Origin of the sequence: Mycobacterium gordonae (assembly GCF_001417955.2) — a bacterium.
Taxonomy (GTDB): Bacteria; Actinomycetota; Actinomycetes; order Mycobacteriales; family Mycobacteriaceae; genus Mycobacterium; species Mycobacterium gordonae_B.
Genome location: NZ_LKTM01000001.1, coordinates 109978 through 131432 on the forward strand (window position 1 = coordinate 109978; position 21455 = coordinate 131432).

The 21455-nt window shown below is 67.7% G+C and carries 12 protein-coding genes; 11 read left to right on the forward strand and 1 reads right to left on the reverse strand.

Features of this window, described 5'->3' with window-relative positions:
* The first annotated feature begins 69 nt into the window (after positions 1 to 69).
* From AO501_RS00540 to AO501_RS00585, 10 genes are all read left to right on the forward strand, one after another.
* Positions 70 to 1383: a polyketide synthase gene (locus tag AO501_RS00540; RefSeq protein WP_055575830.1), complete on the forward strand. Its 1314-nt coding sequence runs from the start codon at positions 70 to 72 to the stop codon at positions 1381 to 1383.
* Positions 1383 to 4313 carry a mycobactin polyketide synthase MbtD gene (gene mbtD / locus AO501_RS00545; RefSeq protein WP_055575831.1) on the forward strand — a complete coding sequence of 977 codons (2931 nt, stop codon included), beginning with the start codon at positions 1383 to 1385 and terminating at the stop codon, positions 4311 to 4313. The genes AO501_RS00540 and mbtD overlap by 1 nt, the downstream gene beginning before the upstream one ends.
* Before the next feature lie 17 nt (positions 4314 to 4330).
* Complete coding sequence (locus AO501_RS00550; protein WP_231752274.1) at positions 4331 to 10594, forward strand: non-ribosomal peptide synthetase; 6264 nt, start codon at positions 4331 to 4333, stop codon at positions 10592 to 10594.
* Positions 10591 to 14967 carry a non-ribosomal peptide synthetase gene (locus tag AO501_RS00555; protein WP_055575832.1) on the forward strand — a complete coding sequence of 1459 codons (4377 nt, stop codon included), beginning with the start codon at positions 10591 to 10593 and terminating at the stop codon, positions 14965 to 14967. The genes AO501_RS00550 and AO501_RS00555 overlap by 4 nt, the downstream gene beginning before the upstream one ends.
* Positions 14964 to 16253: an NADPH-dependent L-lysine N(6)-monooxygenase MbtG gene (gene mbtG, locus AO501_RS00560; protein ID WP_055575833.1), complete on the forward strand. Its 1290-nt coding sequence runs from the start codon at positions 14964 to 14966 to the stop codon at positions 16251 to 16253. Before AO501_RS00555 ends, mbtG begins: the two co-directional genes overlap by 4 nt.
* Positions 16231 to 16455 (forward strand): MbtH family protein, encoded by a 225-nt coding sequence (locus tag AO501_RS00565; protein WP_055575834.1) that lies wholly within the window; start codon positions 16231 to 16233, stop codon positions 16453 to 16455. Before mbtG ends, AO501_RS00565 begins: the two co-directional genes overlap by 23 nt.
* Before the next feature lie 14 nt (positions 16456 to 16469).
* Positions 16470 to 17081 (forward strand): GNAT family N-acetyltransferase, encoded by a 612-nt coding sequence (locus tag AO501_RS00570; RefSeq protein WP_197419737.1) that lies wholly within the window; start codon positions 16470 to 16472, stop codon positions 17079 to 17081.
* A 205-nt stretch (positions 17082 to 17286) separates the two neighbouring features.
* The gene (locus tag AO501_RS00575; protein ID WP_231752275.1) at positions 17287 to 17787 is read left to right on the forward strand and encodes a metal-dependent hydrolase; all 501 of its coding nucleotides are present in this window, start codon (positions 17287 to 17289) and stop codon (positions 17785 to 17787) included.
* On the forward strand, positions 17784 to 17972 hold the full coding sequence (locus tag AO501_RS00580) for a ferredoxin (protein ID WP_055575836.1): 189 nt from the start codon (positions 17784 to 17786) through the stop codon (positions 17970 to 17972). Before AO501_RS00575 ends, AO501_RS00580 begins: the two co-directional genes overlap by 4 nt.
* Positions 17965 to 19170 (forward strand): NAD(P)/FAD-dependent oxidoreductase, encoded by a 1206-nt coding sequence (locus tag AO501_RS00585; RefSeq protein ID WP_055575837.1) that lies wholly within the window; start codon positions 17965 to 17967, stop codon positions 19168 to 19170. The genes AO501_RS00580 and AO501_RS00585 overlap by 8 nt, the downstream gene beginning before the upstream one ends.
* Before the next feature lie 12 nt (positions 19171 to 19182).
* Here the strand turns inward: AO501_RS00585 and AO501_RS00590 are convergent, their stop codons facing one another.
* Positions 19183 to 19929, reverse strand: coding sequence for an SHOCT domain-containing protein (locus AO501_RS00590; RefSeq protein WP_055575838.1), 747 nt, complete (start codon positions 19927 to 19929; stop codon positions 19183 to 19185).
* A 92-nt stretch (positions 19930 to 20021) separates the two neighbouring features.
* Here AO501_RS00590 and AO501_RS00595 point away from each other — a divergent pair, with 92 nt between their 5' ends.
* Entirely contained in the window at positions 20022 to 21362 is a 1341-nt protein-coding gene (locus AO501_RS00595) for a DNA polymerase (RefSeq protein ID WP_156452243.1), read from the forward strand.
* The last annotated feature ends 93 nt before the right edge of the window (positions 21363 to 21455 follow it).

Sequence of the window (21455 nt, forward strand, 5' to 3'; positions counted from 1 at the left end):
GAGGGAGAATCGTTTTGGCGACGCAGTATGCCGACATCGACGATCGCGCCGAGCACGGGTCCCTTGCCGATGTCTGACAGCCTGGCCGACGTCGACGCAGCCGACCCGATCGTCATCATCGGGATGGCGCTCGAAGCGCCGGGTGGGGTGGACAGCACCGAGGGATACTGGGCGTTGCTGTCGCAACAGCGTGAAGGCCTGTCTCAACTCCCGGTTGATCGGGGCTGGCCGGTCAGCGACTTGCTCAGCGGCCGTGAGGGTTTCAAGAAGATTCAGAACGCCGGCGGATTTCTTTCGGGCGCCGGTACTTTCGACCCCGGATTCTTCGGCATCACGGTGCGTGAGGCAACGACCATGGACCCGCAGCAACGGGTCGCACTGCGAGTCTCGTGGCGTGCCCTGGAGAGCAGCGGCATCAACCCCGACGATCTGGCCGGTCACGATGTGGGTTGTTACGTCGGCGCTTACACCACCGGATACGGCCCGGACATGGCGAAGTACTCTCGCCACAGCGGTCACCTGATCACCGGATCGGCTTGCGGTGTGATCTCCGGGCGGATCGCCTACCTGATGGGACTGGCAGGACCGGCCATCACCGTCGACACTTCGTGTTCTTCGGCACTCACAGCGATGCACGTCGCGGTGCAGGCATTGCGCGCCGGTGACTGCGACATGGCACTCGCCGGGGGAGTCTGCGTCATGGGTTCGCCCGGATTCTTCGTCGAGTTCTCAAAGCAGCACGCGCTTTCCGACGACGGCCGCTGCCGGCCGTACAGCGCGCAGGCCAGCGGCACGGTGTGGGCTGAGGGCGCGGCGATGTATGTGCTGCAACACAAGTCGGCCGCGTTGCGGGCCGGAAATCGAATCCTCGCCGAAATTCGGGCAAGTGCGCTCAATCAGGATGGCCGGAGTGCCGGCCTGTCGGCGCCGTCGGCGCCGGCGCAGAGTCGCCTGTTCAGGCGCGCCCTGGGCCAGGCCGGGCTGCGGCCCGAGCAAGTGGGCATGGTTGAAGGACACGGCACTGGTACCAGGCTGGGCGATCAGACCGAATTACGCTCGCTGGCCGACGTTTACGGCGATTCGCCGCCCGGTCGCGGCCCGATGCTGGGATCGGTGAAGTCCAACTTCGGCCATGCCCAGGCGGCGGCCGGCGCGCTGGGACTCGCCAAGATCCTGGTCTCGGCAGAGCACCGGGCAATTCCACCTACGTTGCATGTCGAGGAAGCCAATCCCGAAGTCGACTGGGAAAATCAAGGTTTGCGTTTGGCGCGAGAGATGACTCCGTGGCCGGCCGCATCAGGACGCCGCACCGGCGCAGTCTCGGCATTCGGAATAAGCGGTACCAACGCTCACCTGATCGTCTCCGTGCCGGAGGCGGCCTGATGGTATCCGCCCGGCTTCCAGATGGCCGTGTCCCGGTCCTGCTCAGCGCCCACGAGGACGAGTTGATCTGTGACGATGCCGTCGCCATCCTGCGGTTTCTGAAGCAACTCAGTGAGAGTGACGATGTCCCGACGGCAGTGTCCACCACCCTGCTCCGCACCCGGCGGGTGCGACGGCACCGCGCGCTCATCCGCGCCGCCGATCGCACCGAACTGGAAGACGGGCTGCGCGCCCTGGCCGAAGGCGACGACCACCCCTTGGTGACGCGGTCATCGCAACACGACGCGTCCGGAGTCGCGTTCGTCTTTCCGGGTCAGGGTAGGGAATGGCCAGGCATGGGAACCGAAGCCCTCCAACGCATTCCGTCCTACCAGGATGAAGCACAGCGCTGCGAGCACGCATTCGCCGCGGCGGGACTGTCCTCGCCGATGCGCTACCTGCAGGGCGGTGAAGGCCGTCGCTATACCCAAACCGAAATCCAGGCTGCACATTTCACGCATGCCGTCAGCCTGGCCCGGGTGTGGCGGGCGTGCGGAGCGGTACCCGACGTCACGGTGGGCCACAGCCTGGGCGAGGTCGCCGCCGCCTATGTGGCAGGCGCCATCTCGTTACCGGCCGCGGTTGGCGTGGTCGCCGCGCGTGCCGCCGTCGTCGACCGGCTACCGGGCCGCTACGGTATGGCCGCTCTGGGAGTCGGTGCTGGCGAAGCCGACGAACTCATCGCCGAAACACCGGGCTGGCTGGAGATCTCGGTGTTGAACTCCGCGTCGTCGAGCGTCGTATCCGGTGAACGAGCCGCCGTCGCCGCGTGCGTTCGGCGGGCAGAACAACGGGGTATCTTCGCGCGCGAGTTGACGGTCGATTTTCCGGCGCACACCAGCCGCCTGGAGTCACTGCGCTCGATGTTCTGCGACCTCCTGCCCGAGGCGGAATTCCTCGATGCAGGTATAGATTTCATCAGTTCGGCCCGGGGGGACCTGGTCGCCGCCGAGACCGACTTCACCGGTTACTGGTTTGAAAACCTGCGCAACACGGTCCGTTTCGACGCGGCCGTTACGTGCGCGGCGCGACGTGGCACCGGAACCTACATCGAGATGTCGGCACATCCCTCGCTGCTGTACGCACTTGGCGAACTCGCCGAGGAGGCGCTCATCGTCGGCTCGGGGCTGCGCGACGAGTCGCTGGTGGAGCGGCTTTCCGCCAATATCGCCTCCGTCGCTGTGCACAATCCGAAGTTCGAGTGGTCGACTGACTCGCCGCTCCTCTGGGGCTTCCCCGCCGCACCGATGCGGGCGATTCACCTGTGGGCAGCGCCGGAGCCGCTGACACCGCCACCGGCCCCCGGCCCGAAGGTGTTCTACGAGGAGTGGCAGGCACGTCCGCTTGTCTCCGATGCGGCGGACCGGGCCTCCCGCACCGTCGCGATAGTGGGGCCCGGAGATGCGAATAGTGTCGTGGCACGGGCACTGTCCGATGGCGTCGTCTCGCGTGACAGGTATGAGCTGACTGAGCCCGACGACGCCGAGGTCATCGTCATTGTGGCACCGTCAATTGTCGAGCCGGATGTGCTTGCCGCGGCAGACCGCCTGCAGCGCATCGACTACAACGGTCTGATCGGGCCGAAGTGCCGGCGTGTCTGGTTGATCACCACGGGCGGTGAGCAAGTGCACCCAGACGCCGCGCCGGGGCTGCCGGGGCAGGCGGCGTTGGCGGCGATGCACCGCAGCGTCGGCTTCGAATATCCCGATGTCACGTTCGCTCACCTGGACCTGCCCGGCACCGCTGCGGACTTGCCGGCCGCCCGCTGCGGCCTCGATCAGTTGCTCGGCCGGGATACTGAGATTGCGCTGCGGCGCAACGGCTCTGACCAGACTGGGATGCAGCTGTTCGTCCGGACGCTTCGGGAGGACGTGACACCGGTCGGGACCGCAGCGGCGACGTCGCTGGACAACGTGGTGATCACGGGCGGCAACGGCACCATCGGCATGCGCTACGCGCGGCACTGCATCAGGGCCGGCGCCGGCCGAGTGATTCTGTTGAGCCGCAGCGGTGTTGACACCTCAGAGCTGGCGCGATTGACCGACGGCTCGGCGGCCGAGGTTCATGCGCCTGCGTGCGATATCACCGACCCCGAGGCCGTGGCGGCAGTGGCGAACGAGTACGCCGGCGACGGCCCCTCCCTGCTGATCCATGCGGCCGGTGCCGCAACCTTCGCCCGGCACGACCAACTGGCCGCCGACGACATCGCCGGAGTGTTGTCCGCCAAGGTGGCCGGGCTGAAGCGGATGGTCACCAGCTGGCCGCTTCGCGTGGACACCCGAATTCTGTTGTGCTCCTCGGTGTCCGGAGTCTGGGGCGGCTACGGCCACGGCGCCTATGCGGCCTCCAACCGAATGCTGGACAGCATGGCCGCCGCCCTGCGGGCGGACGGCCTGGACTGCAGCGCGGTGCGATGGGGGTTGTGGCAGGACACCAAGATCGCCGACGCGCAGGAGATCACCCGCATCGAGCGATCGGGCCTGATTGCGATGGATCCCGACGCGGCGATCTCGGCCAGCCTCGGCTGGCGGCGCAACGACCCGCTGATCGCCGCCGCCGACCTCGGGCGGCTCCGGGTTTTCTTTGAAAGCCAAGGCCTGGCGATGCCGTTCACCGGCCATCACAGCGGCCCCGCCGAAGACGCCGGGGTCGAACCGGACGCTCCCGTCGCCGACATCGTCCGGGCCGAGATCGCGGCCGTGCTGAGTATCGACGATCCGGCGTCGGTGGACCTGAACGCGGCGCTGGTCGACCTCGGCGCCGACTCGATGCTGGCGCTTGAACTGCGCGACCGGCTACGGCGCTCGACCGGCGAATCAATCGCCGCGGCAAAACTGTTGGGCGGCATGACCGGTAGCGACCTGATCGATGCCCTGACCCCGAAAAACTAGAGAGGGTGGATTCCTGCGTGACCGAGACCACCGAACGAGAAACTGTGCTGAACATCTGTGCGTCCTATCATCTCAGGGGCTTCGTCGACACCGAGCGGTTGCATCAGGCGCTCGATGCCGTGGCGTCCCGCCACCCGGTGCTGCACGAGGAGCAACGGCCCGACTGGGCCGAGCACGATCTGTCGGGTCTCGCCGGCCAGGCCCAGCGGCTCAGGCTGGAAGTACTGGCGCAACGTGACTTTCGCCGCCCCTTTGATTTGGAATCCGAGTCGCCACTGCGAATGACGGTGGTGCGTCTGGGCCCGGACGACATGGCGCTGCTGATCACCGCGCACCAACGGGCTTGGGATGACGGCTCCTGGTCGCCGTTCTTCGCCGACCTGACACGGGCCTACACCCGGCCCGAGGGCGATGGCGGCGCCGCGGCGCCGACGGCGGAACAGCCCTGCGATCGATCCGAGGACGACCTGAACTACTGGCGCCCGCTCCTGAGGGAACTGCCTGAACCGCTGGAACTCCCGGGACCCAACGGCTCCGCGATGCCGGGTCACCGGCGCGCACAGCGCGTGACGCGGCTGCTCTCCACCGACACCATCGGGCGCGTGAGGTCGCTGGCCCGGGAGACCGGCATCACGCCGTACGCCGTAATGCTCGCGGCATACGCGGCGCTGCTGCACCGCTACACCCACACCACCGATCTGGTGATCGCGGCACCGGTGAGCAGTCGTGACACCGTCCACTCGATCGGAAGCTTCGCCGGCACGGTGCCGATCCGGGTCAATCCGCAGCCGCGGCAGACCTTTCGCGAGCTGCTGACCCAGACGGCCGACACGGCGACCGGTGCGTTCGCCCATCGGAATGTCGACCTGACTGAGTTGCTCGATGAGTTGGGCTCTTCTCAGGAATCTCTGACGCGGGTGGGTTTCGGGCTCCTCGAATCCGACGGAGGCGGGTTCTGCCCACCCGGTGTTCAATGCAGTCCCGGGGAGTTGCACGGGCAGTCCAGCCGACTGCCGTTGAACGTCAAGGTGGAGCCGACCGATGGCCGGGTCGAGGCGGAGTATCTGCCCGAAATTCTGGACCCGTCGTTGGCCGCCCAGCTGCTCGAGCACTACGCCGTGCTGTTGGACAGCGCCCTGCGGGAACCCGGCCGCGAACTGCGTCGGCTGACCCTGTTCAGTGACGCCGAGGCCGAGTGGATGCGCGAAGTCGCCACCGGCGAGCAGGTCTCGATTCCGGCCACGACGATCGCGGCACTGGTCGCAGAGCGGGCCGCTGCCTCGCCCGACAACGTCGCCGTCGTGTACGAGGGCCGCCAGTACAGCTACCGCGAGATCAACGCGGAGGCGAACCGGCTGGCGCACTGGCTGATTGAGCAGGGCATCGGGACCGAAGACCGCGTCGCCGTGCTGTTGGACAAGTCCCCCGAGCTCGTCGTCACCGCCCTCGCCGTCCTCAAATGCGGTGCGGTCTATCTCCCGGTCGACCCGACCTACCCGCCCGAGCGCCTCTCGTACATCCTCGACGACGCCCAAGCCAAACTTGCGCTGCGCGAACCGGTTACCGGTCTGTCGCGGTATCCGGCGGAAGACCCTCGGCCCGATCAGCTGGTTCGTCCGCTGCGGCCGGAGAACACCGCCTACCTCATCTACACGTCGGGATCGACCGGGCTGCCCAAGGGAGTCCCGGTGCCGCACCGGCCGATCGCCGAGTACTTCGTCTGGTTCGGCGACAAATACCAGGTCGACGAGACGGATCGGCTGTTGCAGGTGGCCTCGCCAGGATTCGACGTGTCCATCGCCGAGATCTTCTGCCCCCTGGTCTGCGGAGCGCGACTGGTGATTCCACGCCCGGATGGGCTGCGCGACATCAACTATCTGACCGAACTGCTGTACCGCGAGGGCATCACGTCGATGCATTTCGTGCCTTCGCTGCTCGGCCTGTTCCTGTCGCTGCCAGGAGTCAACCAATGGCGGACGCTGCGCCGCGTGCCGATCGGCGGTGAGCCGTTGCCCGGAGAGATCGCCGACAAGTTCCATGCCACCTTCGACGCGTTGCTCTACAACTTCTACGGACCGACCGAAACGGTCGTCAACACCACCAGTTACCAGGTGGAGGGCAACCAGGGCACCCGGATCGTGCCGATCGGGCGACCCAAACTCAACACGCAGGTGTATCTGCTCGATGACGCACTGCAGCCGGTGCCCGTCGGCGTCATCGGTGAAATCTACATCGGCGGAACACATATCGCGCACGGTTACCACCGCCGGTCGGCGCTGACCGCGGAACGCTTCGTCGCGGACCCGTTCACCGCCGGTGCCCGGATGTACCGCTCCGGCGACCTCGCCCGCCGCAACGCCGACGGCGCAGTCGAATTCGTCGGTCGCGCCGACGAGCAGGTTAAGATCCGCGGGTTCCGGATCGAGCTCGGCGAGATCGCCGCGGCGATCTCAGTTGACCCGAGTGTGGGCCAGACGGTCGTCATCGCCGCGGATCTGCCGCACCTGGGCAAGAGCCTGGTCAGTTATCTGACGCCGGCGGACGGCGACCCGGGATCGGTCGACTTGGAACGCATCCGGACCCGGGTGGCGGCCGCCCTACCGGACTATATGAATCCGGCCGCGTATGTCGTCATCGACGAGATCCCGATCACCGCGCACGGCAAGATCGACCGGAATGCGCTGCCGCAACCGGAGATCGCGTCCGAAGCCGAATTCCGGGAACCCACCACGGACACCGAGCGAACGGTTGCGGCTCTGTTCACTGAGTTGCTGGGTGCCGCCCAGGCAGGCCTGGACGACTCGTTCTTCGACCTGGGCGGACATTCGCTGGCCGCCACCAAACTGGTCGCGGCGATCCGCGCCCGATGCGGAGTCGACATCGGTATCCGGGACGTTTTCGAGTCGGAAACCGTGGGCCGACTGGCGCAACTGATCGATCGGTCGGAACCGGCTGCTGCCACCGGAGTGCGTCCGGCGTTGGTGAGGACGTCACACAAAGGCCGGCTGCCACTGTCGGCCGCGCAGCTGCGAAGCTGGTTTGCCTACCAGATCGAGGGTCCCAGCGCGGTCAACAACATCCCGTTCGTCGCGCGACTGACGGGGCCGTGCGATCTCGACGCCCTCGCGACCGCCTTCAGCGACCTGGTCGGGCGCCACGAAATCCTGCGCACCACCTATGGCGAAGTCGCGGGCGTGCCGCATCAGGTGATCAACGCCCCGGCCGAGGTGCCGGTCCGCCAGGCCAGTGGTGACGGTGCGGCCTGGCTGCAGGAGCAACTCGACTCTGAGCGTCGCTATTGCTTTGAGCTGGAACACGACTGGCCGATCCGCGCCGCGGTGCTGCACACCGGCCCCGGCCATCGGGAGCACGTGGTGTCGCTGGTCGTGCACCATATCGCGATCGACCACTGGTCCGGCGGTGTCCTGTTCGCCGACCTGCTCACCGCGTACCGCGCCCGAAAGGCCGGCCAGGAACCGGCATGGGCGCCATTACCGGTCCAGTACGCCGACTTCGCGGCCTGGCAGGCCGAACTGCTCACCGAGTCGGAGGACGGATCCGGAATTGCCTGCGCGCAAAGGCAATACTGGGAGCGGCAGCTGGAAGGTATACCCGAGGACACCGGACTGCGGCCGGACCTGCCGCGGCCTCCGGTGCCCAGTGGTGTCGGCGACTCCGTGGAGTTCAGCATCGATTCGCACACCAGGGCAAAGCTCGCCGGGCTCTGCCGGGAGGTGGGCGTCACCGAATTCATGGTGTTGCAGGCCGCGGTCGCGGTGGTGCTGCACAAGGTCGGAGGCGGGACGGACATTCCGCTGGGAACTCCCATCGCATCCCGCACGGAACCCGAACTCGACCAATTGGTGGGCTTTTTCATCAACATCCTGGTTCTGCGCAACGACCTGGGCGGCGACCCGTCGCTGCGGGAGGTGCTCAGCCGGGTTCGCGACACCGCGCTGGGCGCCTACGCTCACCAGGATCTGCCGTTCGAGCGGGTGGTCGACGCGGTCAGCCCGATCAGGTCGCTGTCGCGGAACCCGCTCTTTCAGGTCGTCGTCCATGTGCGCGACCACCTGCCCGCGCAACAGGTCATCGAGACCGGTGCGGGCGGCGACACGGTATTCACCGCGATGGAACCGCCGTTCGATATCGCCCCGGCGGACCTGAGCGTCAACTTCTTCGCCGCCGACGCGGGTTATCAGGGCAACATCGTCTACCGCAGCGAGCTCTATCACCGCAGCACCATCGAGCGCCTGGTCGGTTGGCTGTTGCAAGTCGTCAACACCTTCGCCGACGACGTCGATCGGCGGTTGCGCGATGTCCCGCTGCTCGACGACCGTGAGCGCCGCCGCATCCTCACCGATTGGAGCCGTGGCCCCGAGCCGAGGGTCGACCGCCCGCTCACCATCGCCGCGCTGCTCGAACCGAGCCGACGGTGGGACAGCGACCGCATCGCGCTCCGGTGCGGTGACGACCAGCTGGATTACCCTGCGCTGCAACGCCGCTCAGACAACTTCGCCTGCCTGCTCGGCGATCTCGGCGTGGGGCCAGGATCACTTGTGGGACTGTCAACGCGGCGCGGCATCGACATGGTCGTTGCGCTGGTCGGCATCATGAAGGCCGGCGCCGGCTTCTTCCCTCTGGATCCCGGCTACCCGGCGGCACGCAAGCAATTGATGCTCGACGACGTCTCGCCGCGCGTCGTGGTAGCCACCGCCGCGGCCGCGCAGTCGATGCCGGAATGCCCCGGGGCAACGCTGCTGGTACTCGATGATCCCGGACTGCAACGGGCACTCGATCTGCCCGCGCAACCGGACAGCGGTCTGCCCGCGGCGCATCCCGACGACCCGATGTACCTGGTGTTCACATCCGGATCAACGGGCAAACCGAAGGGCGTGCTGGGCACCCACCGCGCGATGACCAGCCGCCTGAACTGGCAGCTGTGGAATTATCCGGTGCCAGGCAACGACATTCGGTTGGCGCAGGCCTCCTGGACGTTCCTGGAGGGCTGCATGGAGACGCTGGGCGGCCTGGCCGCCGGCGCGACCACCATCCTGGCCGACGACGCCGAGCATCGTGACCCCGAGGCGCTGGCTGCGCTGGTACGCAGGCACTCCGTGGCACAGGTGACCGCCGTGCCGAGCCTGGTGTCGACCATCGTGGATGCCTGGCCGGAGTCCCTGAGCTCACTGCACCGGTTGGTGTGCGGCGCCGAACCGATGACCGCCGCGCTGCACCGGCGTTTGCTGGCCAACTACGGCGACGGTCCGGAGTTGCTGAACAACTTCGGCGCCACCGAAACGTCCGGCGCCCTGGTCCGCGGGCCGCTCGCGACGCCGGTGCCGCTGCTGGGCGTCCCGATGCCCGGCTCGCAGGTGTATCTGCTCGATGATGCGCTGAAGCCGGTACCTGTCGGAGTCGTCGGCGAATTGTATTACGCCGGTGCGCAATTGGTGCGCGGCTATTGGAAGCGGCCCGGTCTCACGGCGTCACGGTTCGTGCCCAACCCGTACTCCAGCGAGCCGGGAGCACGTTTCTACCGCAGCGGTGACCGGGCGCGGTGGACCGAAGACGGTTGCCTGGAGTTCGTCGGCCGCGCCGACCATCAGGTGAAAGTCCGCGGCTTCCGTGTCGAGTTGGGAGAGGTGGAGGCCGCACTCAAGGGCGTGGACGGGGTGGCCGTCGCCGCCGTGCGCACCTGGGACGTCGACGGCAGTACAACCCTGGCCGGCTACGTCGCACCACACGACCCGGTCACCGAGGAGGCCGACAAGGCCGAGTTCGCCGCCCTGGTGCGGGACCAGGCCGCGTCGGTGCTGCCGGGATACATGATGCCGTCGTCGATCACCGTGCTGGATGTGATGCCCAAGACGGAGTCGGGCAAGCTGAATAGGCCCGGACTGCCGAAACCGGCGGTGAGCACCCGGGGACGCAGCGAGCCGCCCCGCACCGACACCGAGCGCGCCCTGGCCGAAGTCTTCGTGGGATTGTTGCCGATCGACGAGATCGGTGTCCGCGATGACTTTTTCGTCCTCGGCGGGGACAGCATCCTGTCGGTGCAGCTGGCCGCTCGCGCCCGCGACGCCGGTCTTGCGGTAAGCCCGCGAATGGTCTTCGAGCACCCGACCGTCCAACAGCTGGCGGCGGCGCTGGATTCGGGTGCGGACGGGACTCGTGCCGACGATGATGTCCGCCACGAGCCGATGAGCACGTCGGGCCTGTCCGAACAGGATCTCGCCGCGGTGACGGCGGCCTGGGCCACGGGGGGTGGCAACCCGTGACCGCTACCCGGACCGCCATGCCACCGGGCATCGAGGATGTCATGGCGCTCAGCCCCCTGCAGGAAGGGCTGTACTCGCTGACCACGCTGGCGGAGTTCTCCTCGGAGGACCCGTATCTGATCGGGATGACGGCGGACATCTCCGGTGCGCTGGACGTGGACTTGCTCAAGCAATGTGCGGCAGAGATGTTGGTGCGCCATCCGAATCTGCGGGCCAGCTTCGTGAGTCGGAACATCCCGCGTCCGGTGCAGATCGTGCCGACCGGTGTCGAGCTGCCCTGGCGTCAGGTCCGTGCGACCCGAGCGGAGATCGAGGGCCTGGGAGCGGCAGAACGCGCGCGGCCGTTCGACTTCGAACGGACCCCGGCGATCCGCTTCCTGCTCGTCGAACTGCCCGGCGACCACTGGCACCTGATCATCACCGCGCACCATATCGTCATCGACGGATGGTCGCTGCCGGTGTTCGCGGCGGAGCTGATCGAGCTGTACGGAGCGGGCGGTGACGCCGCTGCGCTGCCGGACAAGCCGCGGCCCTATCGGGACTACATCGGCTGGCTGTCCGGACACGACCGCTCGGCCAGCGAACAGGCATGGCGGGACTACCTGGCCGGATTGAGCGCACCGACAATGCTTTCGGCCGCCATGGCCGGCGAAGCGCCCCGCGCCGGCCTACCCCGGCGCACCGAACTGCGCGCGGGCCGCGAGGTGACGGCTGAGTTGGCCGACGGTGCCCGCTCCCGGGGCATCACAGTCAACACCCTGATGCAGATGGCTTGGGCGTTGGTGCTGTCGCGGTCGACGGATCGCGACGACGTCGTATTCGGTGTCACGGTCTCGGGCCGACCGGCTGAGCTGTCCGGCGTCGAAAGCATGATCGGGCTGTTCATCAATACCGTGCCGCTGCGGGTCCGGCTGGATCCGGATACCAGCGCCGGCGCGCAATGCCTTGCCGTGCAGCGGGATGCGGCGATGCTGCGCGATCACTCCTACCTCAGCCACGCCACGCTGCGAAAGCTGGGCGGTGTCGGAGAGATGTTCGACACCCTGCTGGTGTACGAGAACTTTCCCACCGCAGGGCTCGGCGGGGATCGCCAATTGTGCTCAGGTGGCGTGACATTCAAGCCGAGTGGGCTGGAGAGTGTGACACACTTCCCGGTAACGCTGGCCGCGCACATGGCCGGTGACGAATTGGTGCTGCTGATCGAGGTGCTCGATGGCGCGCTCGGGGAGACAACCGGCGAATCACTCGGCCGCAGAGTGCTGCTGACCGCTGAGCGGCTGCTGTCAGGGTGGCAGCGGCCACTGCGTGAGCTCAGCGTGCTCCACGACGACGAGGCCGGGCCGCTGCGGGCCCGCCACGCGCCGCAGGTGCCGCCCACCGAGGGTTTTCACACCCGGTTCACCGCGGCTGCCGGAGCGAGCCCGCAGGCCACGGCGCTGAGCTGGGATGGCGGTGCCATGACCTACGCCGAACTGGACGCCGCAGCCAACCGGATGGCCGCACTGCTGACACAGCGCGGTGTCGCAGCCGAAACACCGGTGGCGATCCGCCTGGCCCGCGGTCACATGTATGTCGTTGCGTTGCTCGGAGTTCTCAAAGCCGGCGGCGTGAGCGTTCCGGTGGAACCCGCCACCCCGCCGGAACGGATGGCGTCGATCATGCGCCAGACCGGCGCGGCCATCGTCATCGATGAGGACCTGGTGTCGGCTGCCCAAGCGCGATGCGGGGAATACCGTCCGGCGGCGATACATCCTCAGCAGGCCGCTTACCTGGTATTCACCTCGGGTACCACCGGAGAACCCAAGGGCGTCATCGGAACTCATGCGGCTCTGGGCGCCTACGCCGACGATCACATCGAACGGGTGCTGAAACCCGCGGCCGCCCGGTTGGGGCGTCCGTTGCGCATAGCGCACTCGTGGTCGTTCGCCTTCGACGCGGCGTGGCAGCCGCTGGTCGCGTTGCTCGACGGTCACGCCGTGCACGTTGTCGCCGATCGGACGCAGCGCGACGCGGAGGCACTGGTCGAGGCCATCGTCGAGCACCGGATCGACATGATCGACACGACTCCGTCGATGTTCACGCAACTGCGGGCCTTCGGGTTGCTCGCCAGCGCACCCTTGTCCGTGCTGGCCCTGGGCGGCGAAGCCATCGGCCCGGCGATGTGGCAGGCGATCCGCGATGAGTGCGCCCGGACTGCGACGTCTGCGTACAACTGCTACGGCCCCACCGAAACCACGGTGGAGGCGGTGGTCGCCGACATCACCGAGCACCGCGCCCCGACGATCGGTCGGCCCACCCAGTACACCCTCGGGTACGTGCTGGATGCCGCGCTACGCCCGGTGCCATACGGGGTGCCGGGCGAATTGTATTTGGCGGGACGCCAACTCGCCCGCGGGTATGTGGGCCGGGCAGCCGAGACGGCCGGCCGTTTCGTCGCGGACCCGTTCGTCTGCGGCGGGCGGATGTACCGCACCGGCGACGTGGTGCGACGCCAGTCCGACGATTCACTGCGATACCTCGGGCGCGCCGATGCGCAGGTGAAGATCCGCGGCTACCGCGTCGAACCCGGCGAGATCGCCGCGGCGCTGGAGACGCATCCCGCGGTGCGGCACGCGCACGTAGTGGTGCGCGAACGACAGCGCAGGCCCGTTCTGACGGCATACGCCGCCGGCGTCAACGGAACCCGACCCACGTCGGCCGAGTTGCGCGCCGCAATCGGCCGGCGGTTGCCCCGATACATGGTGCCGCAGCACATCATCGTCGTCGACCAGATCCCGTTGACCACCAACGGCAAACTGGACGAAGCGGCGCTGGACGACATCGGTGCCGTCACCACCACGGCGCCGGCGCCCAGCACGGCCACCGAAACGCAATTGGCCGAGATCATTTCGGAGCTGCTGGGTCAACCCGAAGTGGATGTGACCGCAGACTTCCTGCAACTCGGACTGGACAGCATTCTCGCTTTGTCAGTGGTGCAGGCGGCGCGGCGACGCGGGATTCCGCTGCGCGCACGACTGATCCTCGAGTGCGCCGACGTTCGTGAGCTCGCCGCCGCAATCGACGCCCAGGACGCTGTGCCGGATCGTCGCGACGAAGAGCGTGGACAACCGATTCCGTTGCTGCCCAACGCCCATTGGCTCTACGAGCACGGCGAGCCGCGGCGGCTGGCGCAGGTCGAGGCCCTCAGGCTGCCCGACGGCATCGACGGCGACCGACTCAGAACGGCGCTCACCAGTGTCGTGGACGGTCACGAGGTGCTACGCACCCGCCTGGACCGCGCCAGCATGACTTTGGCACCCGCGCCGGCCCAGGATCTCCTCGATGAGGTCGCGGTGACGGGTGACCTGCCCGCGGCGGTTCGGAAGCACGCCGAGCGTGCCGTGGCCGGTCTCGATCCGGAACGGGGCGCACTGCTGTCGGTCGCCTGGCTGCGCCCGCCGACTGGGCAGAGTGTGCTGCTGATCGCCGCGCACGTCCTGGCCATGGATCCGGCCTCGTGGCGGGTGGTGCTGGGTGAACTCGACACCGCCCTGCATGCGCTGGCAGCGGGTCGTTCACCCGCACCTGTCACCGAGCACACCACCTACCGGCAGTGGGCGGCCGCCCTCACGCAGCGAGCGGAAACACTTGAGAGCACACCGTTTTGGCTGACCCAGCTGGACGGCGACGATCCCGACCTCGGGTCCCGCCGGGTCGATCCCGATCGAGACCGCGCCCGGGACCTGGTGATAAACGCGTCGGTGACCGACGCCGAGACCACCGGACGGCTCTTGGATGTGGGTGTTCCGATGTTCGAGGTACTGGTCGCCGCCGCGACCCGGACGGTCAACCGGTGGCGGCGAAGCCGTGGCCAGCCGACCCCGCCGCCGCTGTTGGCGCTCGAAACTCACGGCCGGGCAGACGCTTTGGCCGGCGACATGGTTGATACGTCCGACACCGTCGGACTGCTGAGCACCATTTACCCGTTGCGCCTGCACACCACCGACCCGCACCGGGTGGCCGAGCAGCTGGCCTCGGTCCCCGGCGGCGACATCGACTACGGGGTGCTGCGCTATCTGCGCAGCGACACCGCGGACCAGCTCAAGAAAAGGCCCGGGCCGCAACTTCTGCTCAACTACCTGGGTCACGCCGACCTGGGCGGCGCCGGTACCGACCTACGGCTCGACCGTGAGCTGCTCGGCGGGCTGCCGCAGTTGCCGGAGCCGGACATCGCGGTACGTCACGAGGTGGTCATCCTGGCCACCCTGCTCGGCTCCGGTGACGAACACGTGCTGCTCACCCAGTGGCGGGTGTTGCCGGACATTCTCTGCGAGGCCGATGTGGCCGCGCTGCAGACGATCTGGAATCAGGAACTCAAGGAGCTGGTGTCATGACCACACTCGGAGTGATCGGAGCCGGCGCCAAGGCGGTCGCCGTGGCGGCCAAGGCTTCGGTGTTGCGTGCCATGGGTGTCGACACACCCGAGGTGGTGGCCGTCGAGCGAACCGGAGTGGCCGCCAATTGGCAGGCCAGCGGCGGCTGGACCGACGGTGCCCAACACCTGGGTACCAGCCCGGAAAAGGATGTCGGTTTCCCCTACCACTCGTCGCTGGTGCCGCGTCGCAACGCCGAACTCGACGAGCGGATGACCTGCCACAGCTGGCAGTCGTACCTCATCGCCACCGGGCAGTTCGCGCAATGGATCGACCGGGGCCGGCCCGCCCCAACCCACCGCCGGTGGGGCCAGTATCTGCGCTGGGTCGCCCAACGCGTCGACATGACCGTCATCTACGGCGAGGTCGACCGCATCGCCGTCGACGGAAAGCAGTGGGCGCTGCACACCCCGGAAGGCACCGTGCGCGTTGACGCGCTGATGATCACCGGGCCGGGTCAGCCGGAACGCACGTTGTTGCCGGGCAATCCGCGGGTGCTGTCGATTGCGCAGTTCTGGCACCGGGCCGCCGCGCACGAGCGGATCAGCGCCGAACGGGTCGCGATGATCGGCGGCGGCGAGACCGCGGCGGCGATGCTCAATGAGTTGTTCCGGCACTCGATTTCGACGATCACCGTGATCTCCCCGCAGGTGACGCTGTTCACCCGCGGCGAAGGCTACTTCGAGAACTCGCTGTTCTCCGACCCGTCCGACTGGACGGCTCTGACTTTGGCCGAGCGCCGTGACGCGATCGCCCGCACCGACCGCGGAGTCTTCTCTTCCAACGTGCAGGACGCGCTGATGGCCGACGACCGGATCCGGCACCTGCGGGGGCGCGTCGCGCATGCCGTCGGTCGCGACGACCAGATCCGGCTCACGCTCAACACCAATCGTGGCAGCGAAAACTTCGAGACCGTGCACGGTTTCGATCTCGTCATCGACGGCTCCGGCCTCGACGCGTTGTGGTTTACCTCGCTGTTCGGTCAGGACGCGCTCGATCTGCTCGAACTCGGGCTGGGCGGGCCGATGACCGGCGAGCTGCTGCGTGAATCGATCGGGCATGACCTCGCCGTCACCGACGTCGCACCGAAGTTGTTCTTGCCCAATCTCGCCGGACTGAACCAGGGGCCGGGGTTTCCGAACCTCAGCTGCCTGGGGATGCTCTCCGACCGGGTACTGGGAGCAGACCTGACCGGCAGCACCGACCCCGCAATGAGGAGGAACTATGAGCACCAATCCCTTCGATGACGAGACCGCGACGTTCGTCGTGGTCGTCAACGACGAAGAGCAGCACAGTTTGTGGCCCACCTTCGCCGACATCCCGGCGGGCTGGCGACGGGTCTTCGGTGCGGCGAGCCGGGCGGAGTGCCTGCAATTCGTCGACGAACACTGGACCGACATGCGTCCGAAGAGCCTTCGCGCGGCCATGAACTCACAGGCAACGCCGTGACCGACACGGACGTTATGCTGCCGCGGGAACGGACCGAGCTACCCGACGAGGTCAGACGGATCCCACCTCCGCCGTCGCGGCCGGAAGTGCCAGCTCCCTACGCATTTCGGCTCGCTGACCCATACGCCGATGCCGAGATGATCTCCGAGTGGATGCGCCGGCCGCATCTGGCCGCCGCCTGGGAGTACGTCTGGCCGGTGTCACGATGGCGCCGCTATCTGCTGGCGCAACTGGACGGCAGCTACTCCCGCCCGTTCGTCGCCAGCATCGATGGCCGCGACCATGCCTACGTCGAACTGTACTGGGCCGCCAAGGATTCGATCGCCACCCGGTATCAGTACGATCCGCACGATCTGGGCATACACGCCGCCATCGCCGATCCGGCAGTCACCAACAAGGGCATTGCGCAATTCGTGCTGCCACACCTGGTGGCCAGCGTGCTCACGGACGAGCCGGAATGTCGTCGGGTGATGTTCGATCCCGACCACCGGAACACGACCGCGCGCCGGTTCTGTGAGAGCGCGGGCTGCGTGTTTCTCGGCGAGCACGACATGACGAACCGCCGGATGGCGCTGTACGCACTACCCCGCACGCCTGCGGATGTTCCCCGGCGGAGGGCTTCGTAGGCCACCGAACGAACGGTACGAACTCGACGGCAACGGTACGCATAGACAACAGTCCGATTGGGTACGCGGCCAGGTGGACAGAAGAAGGGGCCGCCGCTTGATGCGGTCGGTCGGCGGGAGGAGCTTCTGATGCCGGAGGTCGCACTACATCACGAAGGGCACCCGAAGTATCGCCGGATGGTCCGCTTCGACTGGTCGGACACATGTGGCCGCGCTGGAACACTTCACCGCGATTATGGGCCAGTGGGTCTTGAGCAACCGCGGGCTGGACTACGCGAAAGCCGACCCGATGATGCTGGACCTGCTGCGCTGGCACGGCGCCGAGGAGGTCGAACACCGCTCCCTCGTGTACGACGTCTATCAGCATGTCTGCGGCAGCTACGCCATCCGCGCGTTCTCCATGTTGATGACGGCTCCGCTGTTCATCGGCTGGTGGATCGCCGGTGCCCGCTACCTGATGGCCTACGACCCGACGATCGAGACCAAATGGCGCTTGCGGGACTGGTTGCGGGCGGCGCGGGAATACCGGCTGCCGGGTCCGTGGCAGCTGTTCGTGACGGCGCCTGCCAGGTACCTGCGGCCCAGCCACCACCCGAACGACGAGGCGTCCACCGAGATGGCGATCGAATATCTGGAGTACTCGCCGGTGGCCAAGGCCGCCCGGGAGCGGGCCCGAGCCCAGGCGGAAAGGGTCGAGGTTCGATGAAGGTTCAGGTCGATCTGGACAGCTGCGACGGAAACGGCGTGTGCATGAGCATCTGCCATGAGGTGTTCGACGTGCGGGAAGACGGACTGCACGTGTTGCAGGATGAGCCGCCCGCGCAGTTGCGTCAGCAGTTGAAGGGGGCCGAGGTCTCGTGCCCCACCCAGGCGATCCTCGTGAATGACTGAGTTGATGCTCGAGCAGGTGGTCGTGGTCGGCGCGGGCATAGCCGGGACGCGGGCAGCGGAAACGCTGCGACGGGACGGCTATAAGGGTGAGCTCACCATCGTGGGCGGCGAACGCCACGCTCCCTACCATCGGCCGCCTCTGTCGAAGAAGTTCCTGACCGGCAAGGTGCATCGCGCGGGTATTGACATCGCTCCGCAGTTCGAGGTGGACGCCCGCGTGCTGCGCGGCGCGTCGGCCGTGGGGCTCGACCTCTCGACTAGGACCGTTCGGCTGCGCGACGACGGCCGAGACCGTTCGCTGCGGTTCGACGGACTCGTCATCGCCAGCGGAGCGGTCCCGCGTCAATGGCCGGGCGGTCCCGTCCCCGACGGGGTGATGCTGCTCCGCACGGTCGAGGATTGTCTGGCGATCCGGGAACGGCTCGGCGCTAGTCCCCGGGTCGTGGTGGTCGGGGGCGGCTTTATCGGTGCCGAGGTCGCGGCGACCTGCCGGTCGCTGGGACTGGAGGTGGCGCTGATCGAGAAGTCCGTCAACCCGTTGGTGGCGGCCCTGGGGCCGGAATTGGCACCGTGCTGGGCCGCCCTGCACCGCGAGCACGGCGTCGACCTGCGGGTGGGCGTGGGCGTCGAGGAGATCGTCGGCAACGGACACGTGGAGGCGGTTCGGCTCACCGACGGTTCGCAAGTGTCGGCCGACCTCGTCATCGTCGGACTGGGCGTGACTCCGGCGACCGACTGGCTGCAGGGTTCGGGATTGCGCGTGGACGACGGGGTGGTCTGCGACGCCACCGGCCGCGCCGAAGGCGGTACCGATGTGGTGGCTGCCGGAGATGTCGCGCGCTGGTGGCATCCGCTCTACGAGCGGCATCTGCGCACGGAGCACTGGGAGGACGCCGGGCAGCAGGGCGCCGCCGCCGCACGCACGCTGCTCGCCGGCCCCGAGGCCGCACGGCCGCACGAGGAGGTGCCCTACTTCTGGTCGGATCAGTACCACGTCAAGGTTCAAATGCTCGGTGTGCCAACGGATTACGACGCAGTCCAGCTGGTCGAAGGCGACCCGAACCGCTGGGAGTTCGTCACGGCCTACGGACGCGACGGCCACACCATCGCGGTGCTGGGGACCATACCGAATCGGGTGTACGCCTACCGCGACGCCATCACCAACCGCGCTGAGTTCCCCCCGCGGCCGCCGTCCTGACGCCCGTGCGGCTCAGAGCCGGTTGAGCAGTTCGGCCTTCTTCGTGGCGAACTCCTCGTCGGAGAGGATGCCGCGCTGGTGCAGCCCGGCCAGCGACTCGATTGCTGCGACGACGGACCCCGGGTCGCCGGCCTGGTGCTGAGGCGCCGGCGCGGACGTCGGCGTCTCAGCCACCTGCTGGGCGCCGAGCTCGGTCAGGCCGGACACGTCGAAGGTGCCCAGCTGGCTGGTGAAGCTCACCGAGCCGTATCCGCCGCCGCCCTGCTGCTGTTGCACGCCGGTGATCTGGTGCTCGTCGGTATCGAACACCCTCGTGACACCGTTGACCTGGATCGCCAGTCGCCGGGTGGCCGGGAAGATGGCGTAGCGCACATCGTTCTGACCGCCGGACGAGGTGGGCACGCCCAGGTCCGCCGGCCACCAGTTGGATGAGGTGAAACCTCCCTGGGACTGCGTGGCAGCCGACGATGTGGCAGTGGCGCGAAACACCGTGGTCGAGGCGAGCAGCTGCGCCAACTCGCCGCACAGCGCGTCGACGCGGGCCTTCAGTGCGTTGTCGAACATGTTGCCGACCATCGTCATGCCGCCGCGCATCCACTGCCCGGCGCCACCGAGCTCGGGAATCGTGAACTGCGCCATCGTGCCGCCGCCGGCGTGGATGGCGAACAGCATGGCCAGGACAGCATCCCGGGAAAGCCCGTGGCGCTGCGCGATGTCGGTGATGGCGTTTTCGGCCTCGGGGGTGACCGTTGCCTGCATAGTCATGATTCTTTCGTTGTCGGTGCAGTGGCGAGATTACCTACTGGTACCCCGCGATGCCGGTCGGCGAATCATGGCCAAAGATGAATGGCGTGAGCTTCGACGTGCGCGGACGCCTGCCGCGGGACGGTGAGCTCGCGCCCTGGCTGGCGGAGAACAGCCTGGGCAACCGGTTCGGGCTGGCGGTCGCCGCCGGCAACGAGGGCCGGCGGTCCAGGGCGGTCGCGCTGGCAATCGTCGCCGCCGACGGGGATGGCCGCTATCTGGACGTCGCCGCGCTGAGCGCCGACGACGAGGCTGCCCTGTCATCGTGGCTCGCCGACCCGGGCCCGCCCAAGGCGGTACACCGGGGCAAGTGGACGATGCACGCGCTGCGGAACAGCGGCTGGACCCTGCGTGGGGTCACCTCCGACACCGCACTGGCGGCGCACCTGCTGCGACCCGGACGGCGAAACACCGAGCTCAACGATCTGTTGGTTCAGCACATGCGTTGCGCATTGCCCGAGGAACCGCTTGGGCTGGAACTGTTTTCGGCGCGCCCGGACGAGCGTGCCGTGCGCGCGCTGATCCTGCGGGCCTGCGCGGTGCTCGATCTCGCCGATGTGCTCGACGAGGAGTTGGCCCGCATCGATTCCTCGTCCCTGATGGGGCGGGTGGAGCTGCCGGTGCAGCGGGTGCTGGCTGACCTGGAGTCCGTGGGCGTCGCCGTGGACCCCGCGCATCCGCTGTCCGACGCGCCGGACGGGCGGGTCCATGCCACGTATCGCCACACCGTGTCAGCCACCGGCGCTCTGTCGTCGTCGCAACCGAACCTGCGTGGCGTCCACGCACGCTTCGTGGCCGGTGCCGGCTACGCGGGACTGCTGACCGCGCGCTACCACGCGCTGGAGTTGCGGTTACTGGACCACCTGTCGGGCGGCACCGGGCCCATCGTCGGCGACCGGGAACGGACGCTGTCTCGCGCGCTGGCCTGCGGATGGAGCGCCCACGAGGTGGCGGCCGCGCTGAAGGTCACCGTCGGTGACGCGAAAGAAGCTGTTGCGCAGTATCTTTCCGGCTCTCTGCGCGACCTGCTGGCCGGCGCCGTGGACGACGCCCGCGACCGGGGATACGCGGCCACGCTCTCGGGCCGCCGTCGCTACCTGCCCGACCTGGACAGTCCCGACCCGGTGCTGCGTGACGCCGCTGAACGGGCGGTGTGTGCCACGGTTCTGCAGGGCGGGGCGGCCGACGTCGTCAAAACCGCGATGATCACGGTCGACCAGGCCGTCACGGCCGCCGGGCTGTCCTCGCGGATGGTGGCCCAGATCGATGACCGGCTCGTGTTCGAGGTGGCGCCCGATGAGCGCGACACGCTGGAGACAATCGTCCGCGAGCAGATGGCGTGCGCCTACCAATTTGATGCACCGCTGGCTGTTTCAGTCGCGGACTAACTCCCCTCACCTTCAACCTATACCTGACCGGGGGGCTTGCGGCAAGACCCGGGGCATGCCGCAAAATCGCTGAGCTAAGCCAAAACTCAGCGA

Excerpts from the sequence above, each read along its gene's own strand:
- AO501_RS00540 (WP_055575830.1), top strand. The coding sequence starts at position 70 with ATGTCTGACAGCCTGGCCGACGTCGACGCAGCCGACCCGATCGTCATC.
- AO501_RS00580 (WP_055575836.1), top strand. The coding sequence starts at position 17,784 with ATGAAGGTTCAGGTCGATCTGGACAGCTGCGACGGAAACGGCGTGTGC.
- AO501_RS00570 (WP_197419737.1), top strand. The coding sequence starts at position 16,470 with ATGCTGCCGCGGGAACGGACCGAGCTACCCGACGAGGTCAGACGGATC.
- AO501_RS00565 (WP_055575834.1), top strand. The coding sequence starts at position 16,231 with ATGAGCACCAATCCCTTCGATGACGAGACCGCGACGTTCGTCGTGGTC.
- mbtD (WP_055575831.1), top strand. The coding sequence starts at position 1,383 with ATGGTATCCGCCCGGCTTCCAGATGGCCGTGTCCCGGTCCTGCTCAGC.
- AO501_RS00585 (WP_055575837.1), top strand. The coding sequence starts at position 17,965 with ATGACTGAGTTGATGCTCGAGCAGGTGGTCGTGGTCGGCGCGGGCATA.
- mbtG (WP_055575833.1), top strand. The coding sequence starts at position 14,964 with ATGACCACACTCGGAGTGATCGGAGCCGGCGCCAAGGCGGTCGCCGTG.
- AO501_RS00590 (WP_055575838.1), bottom strand. The coding sequence starts at position 19,929 with ATGCAGGCAACGGTCACCCCCGAGGCCGAAAACGCCATCACCGACATC.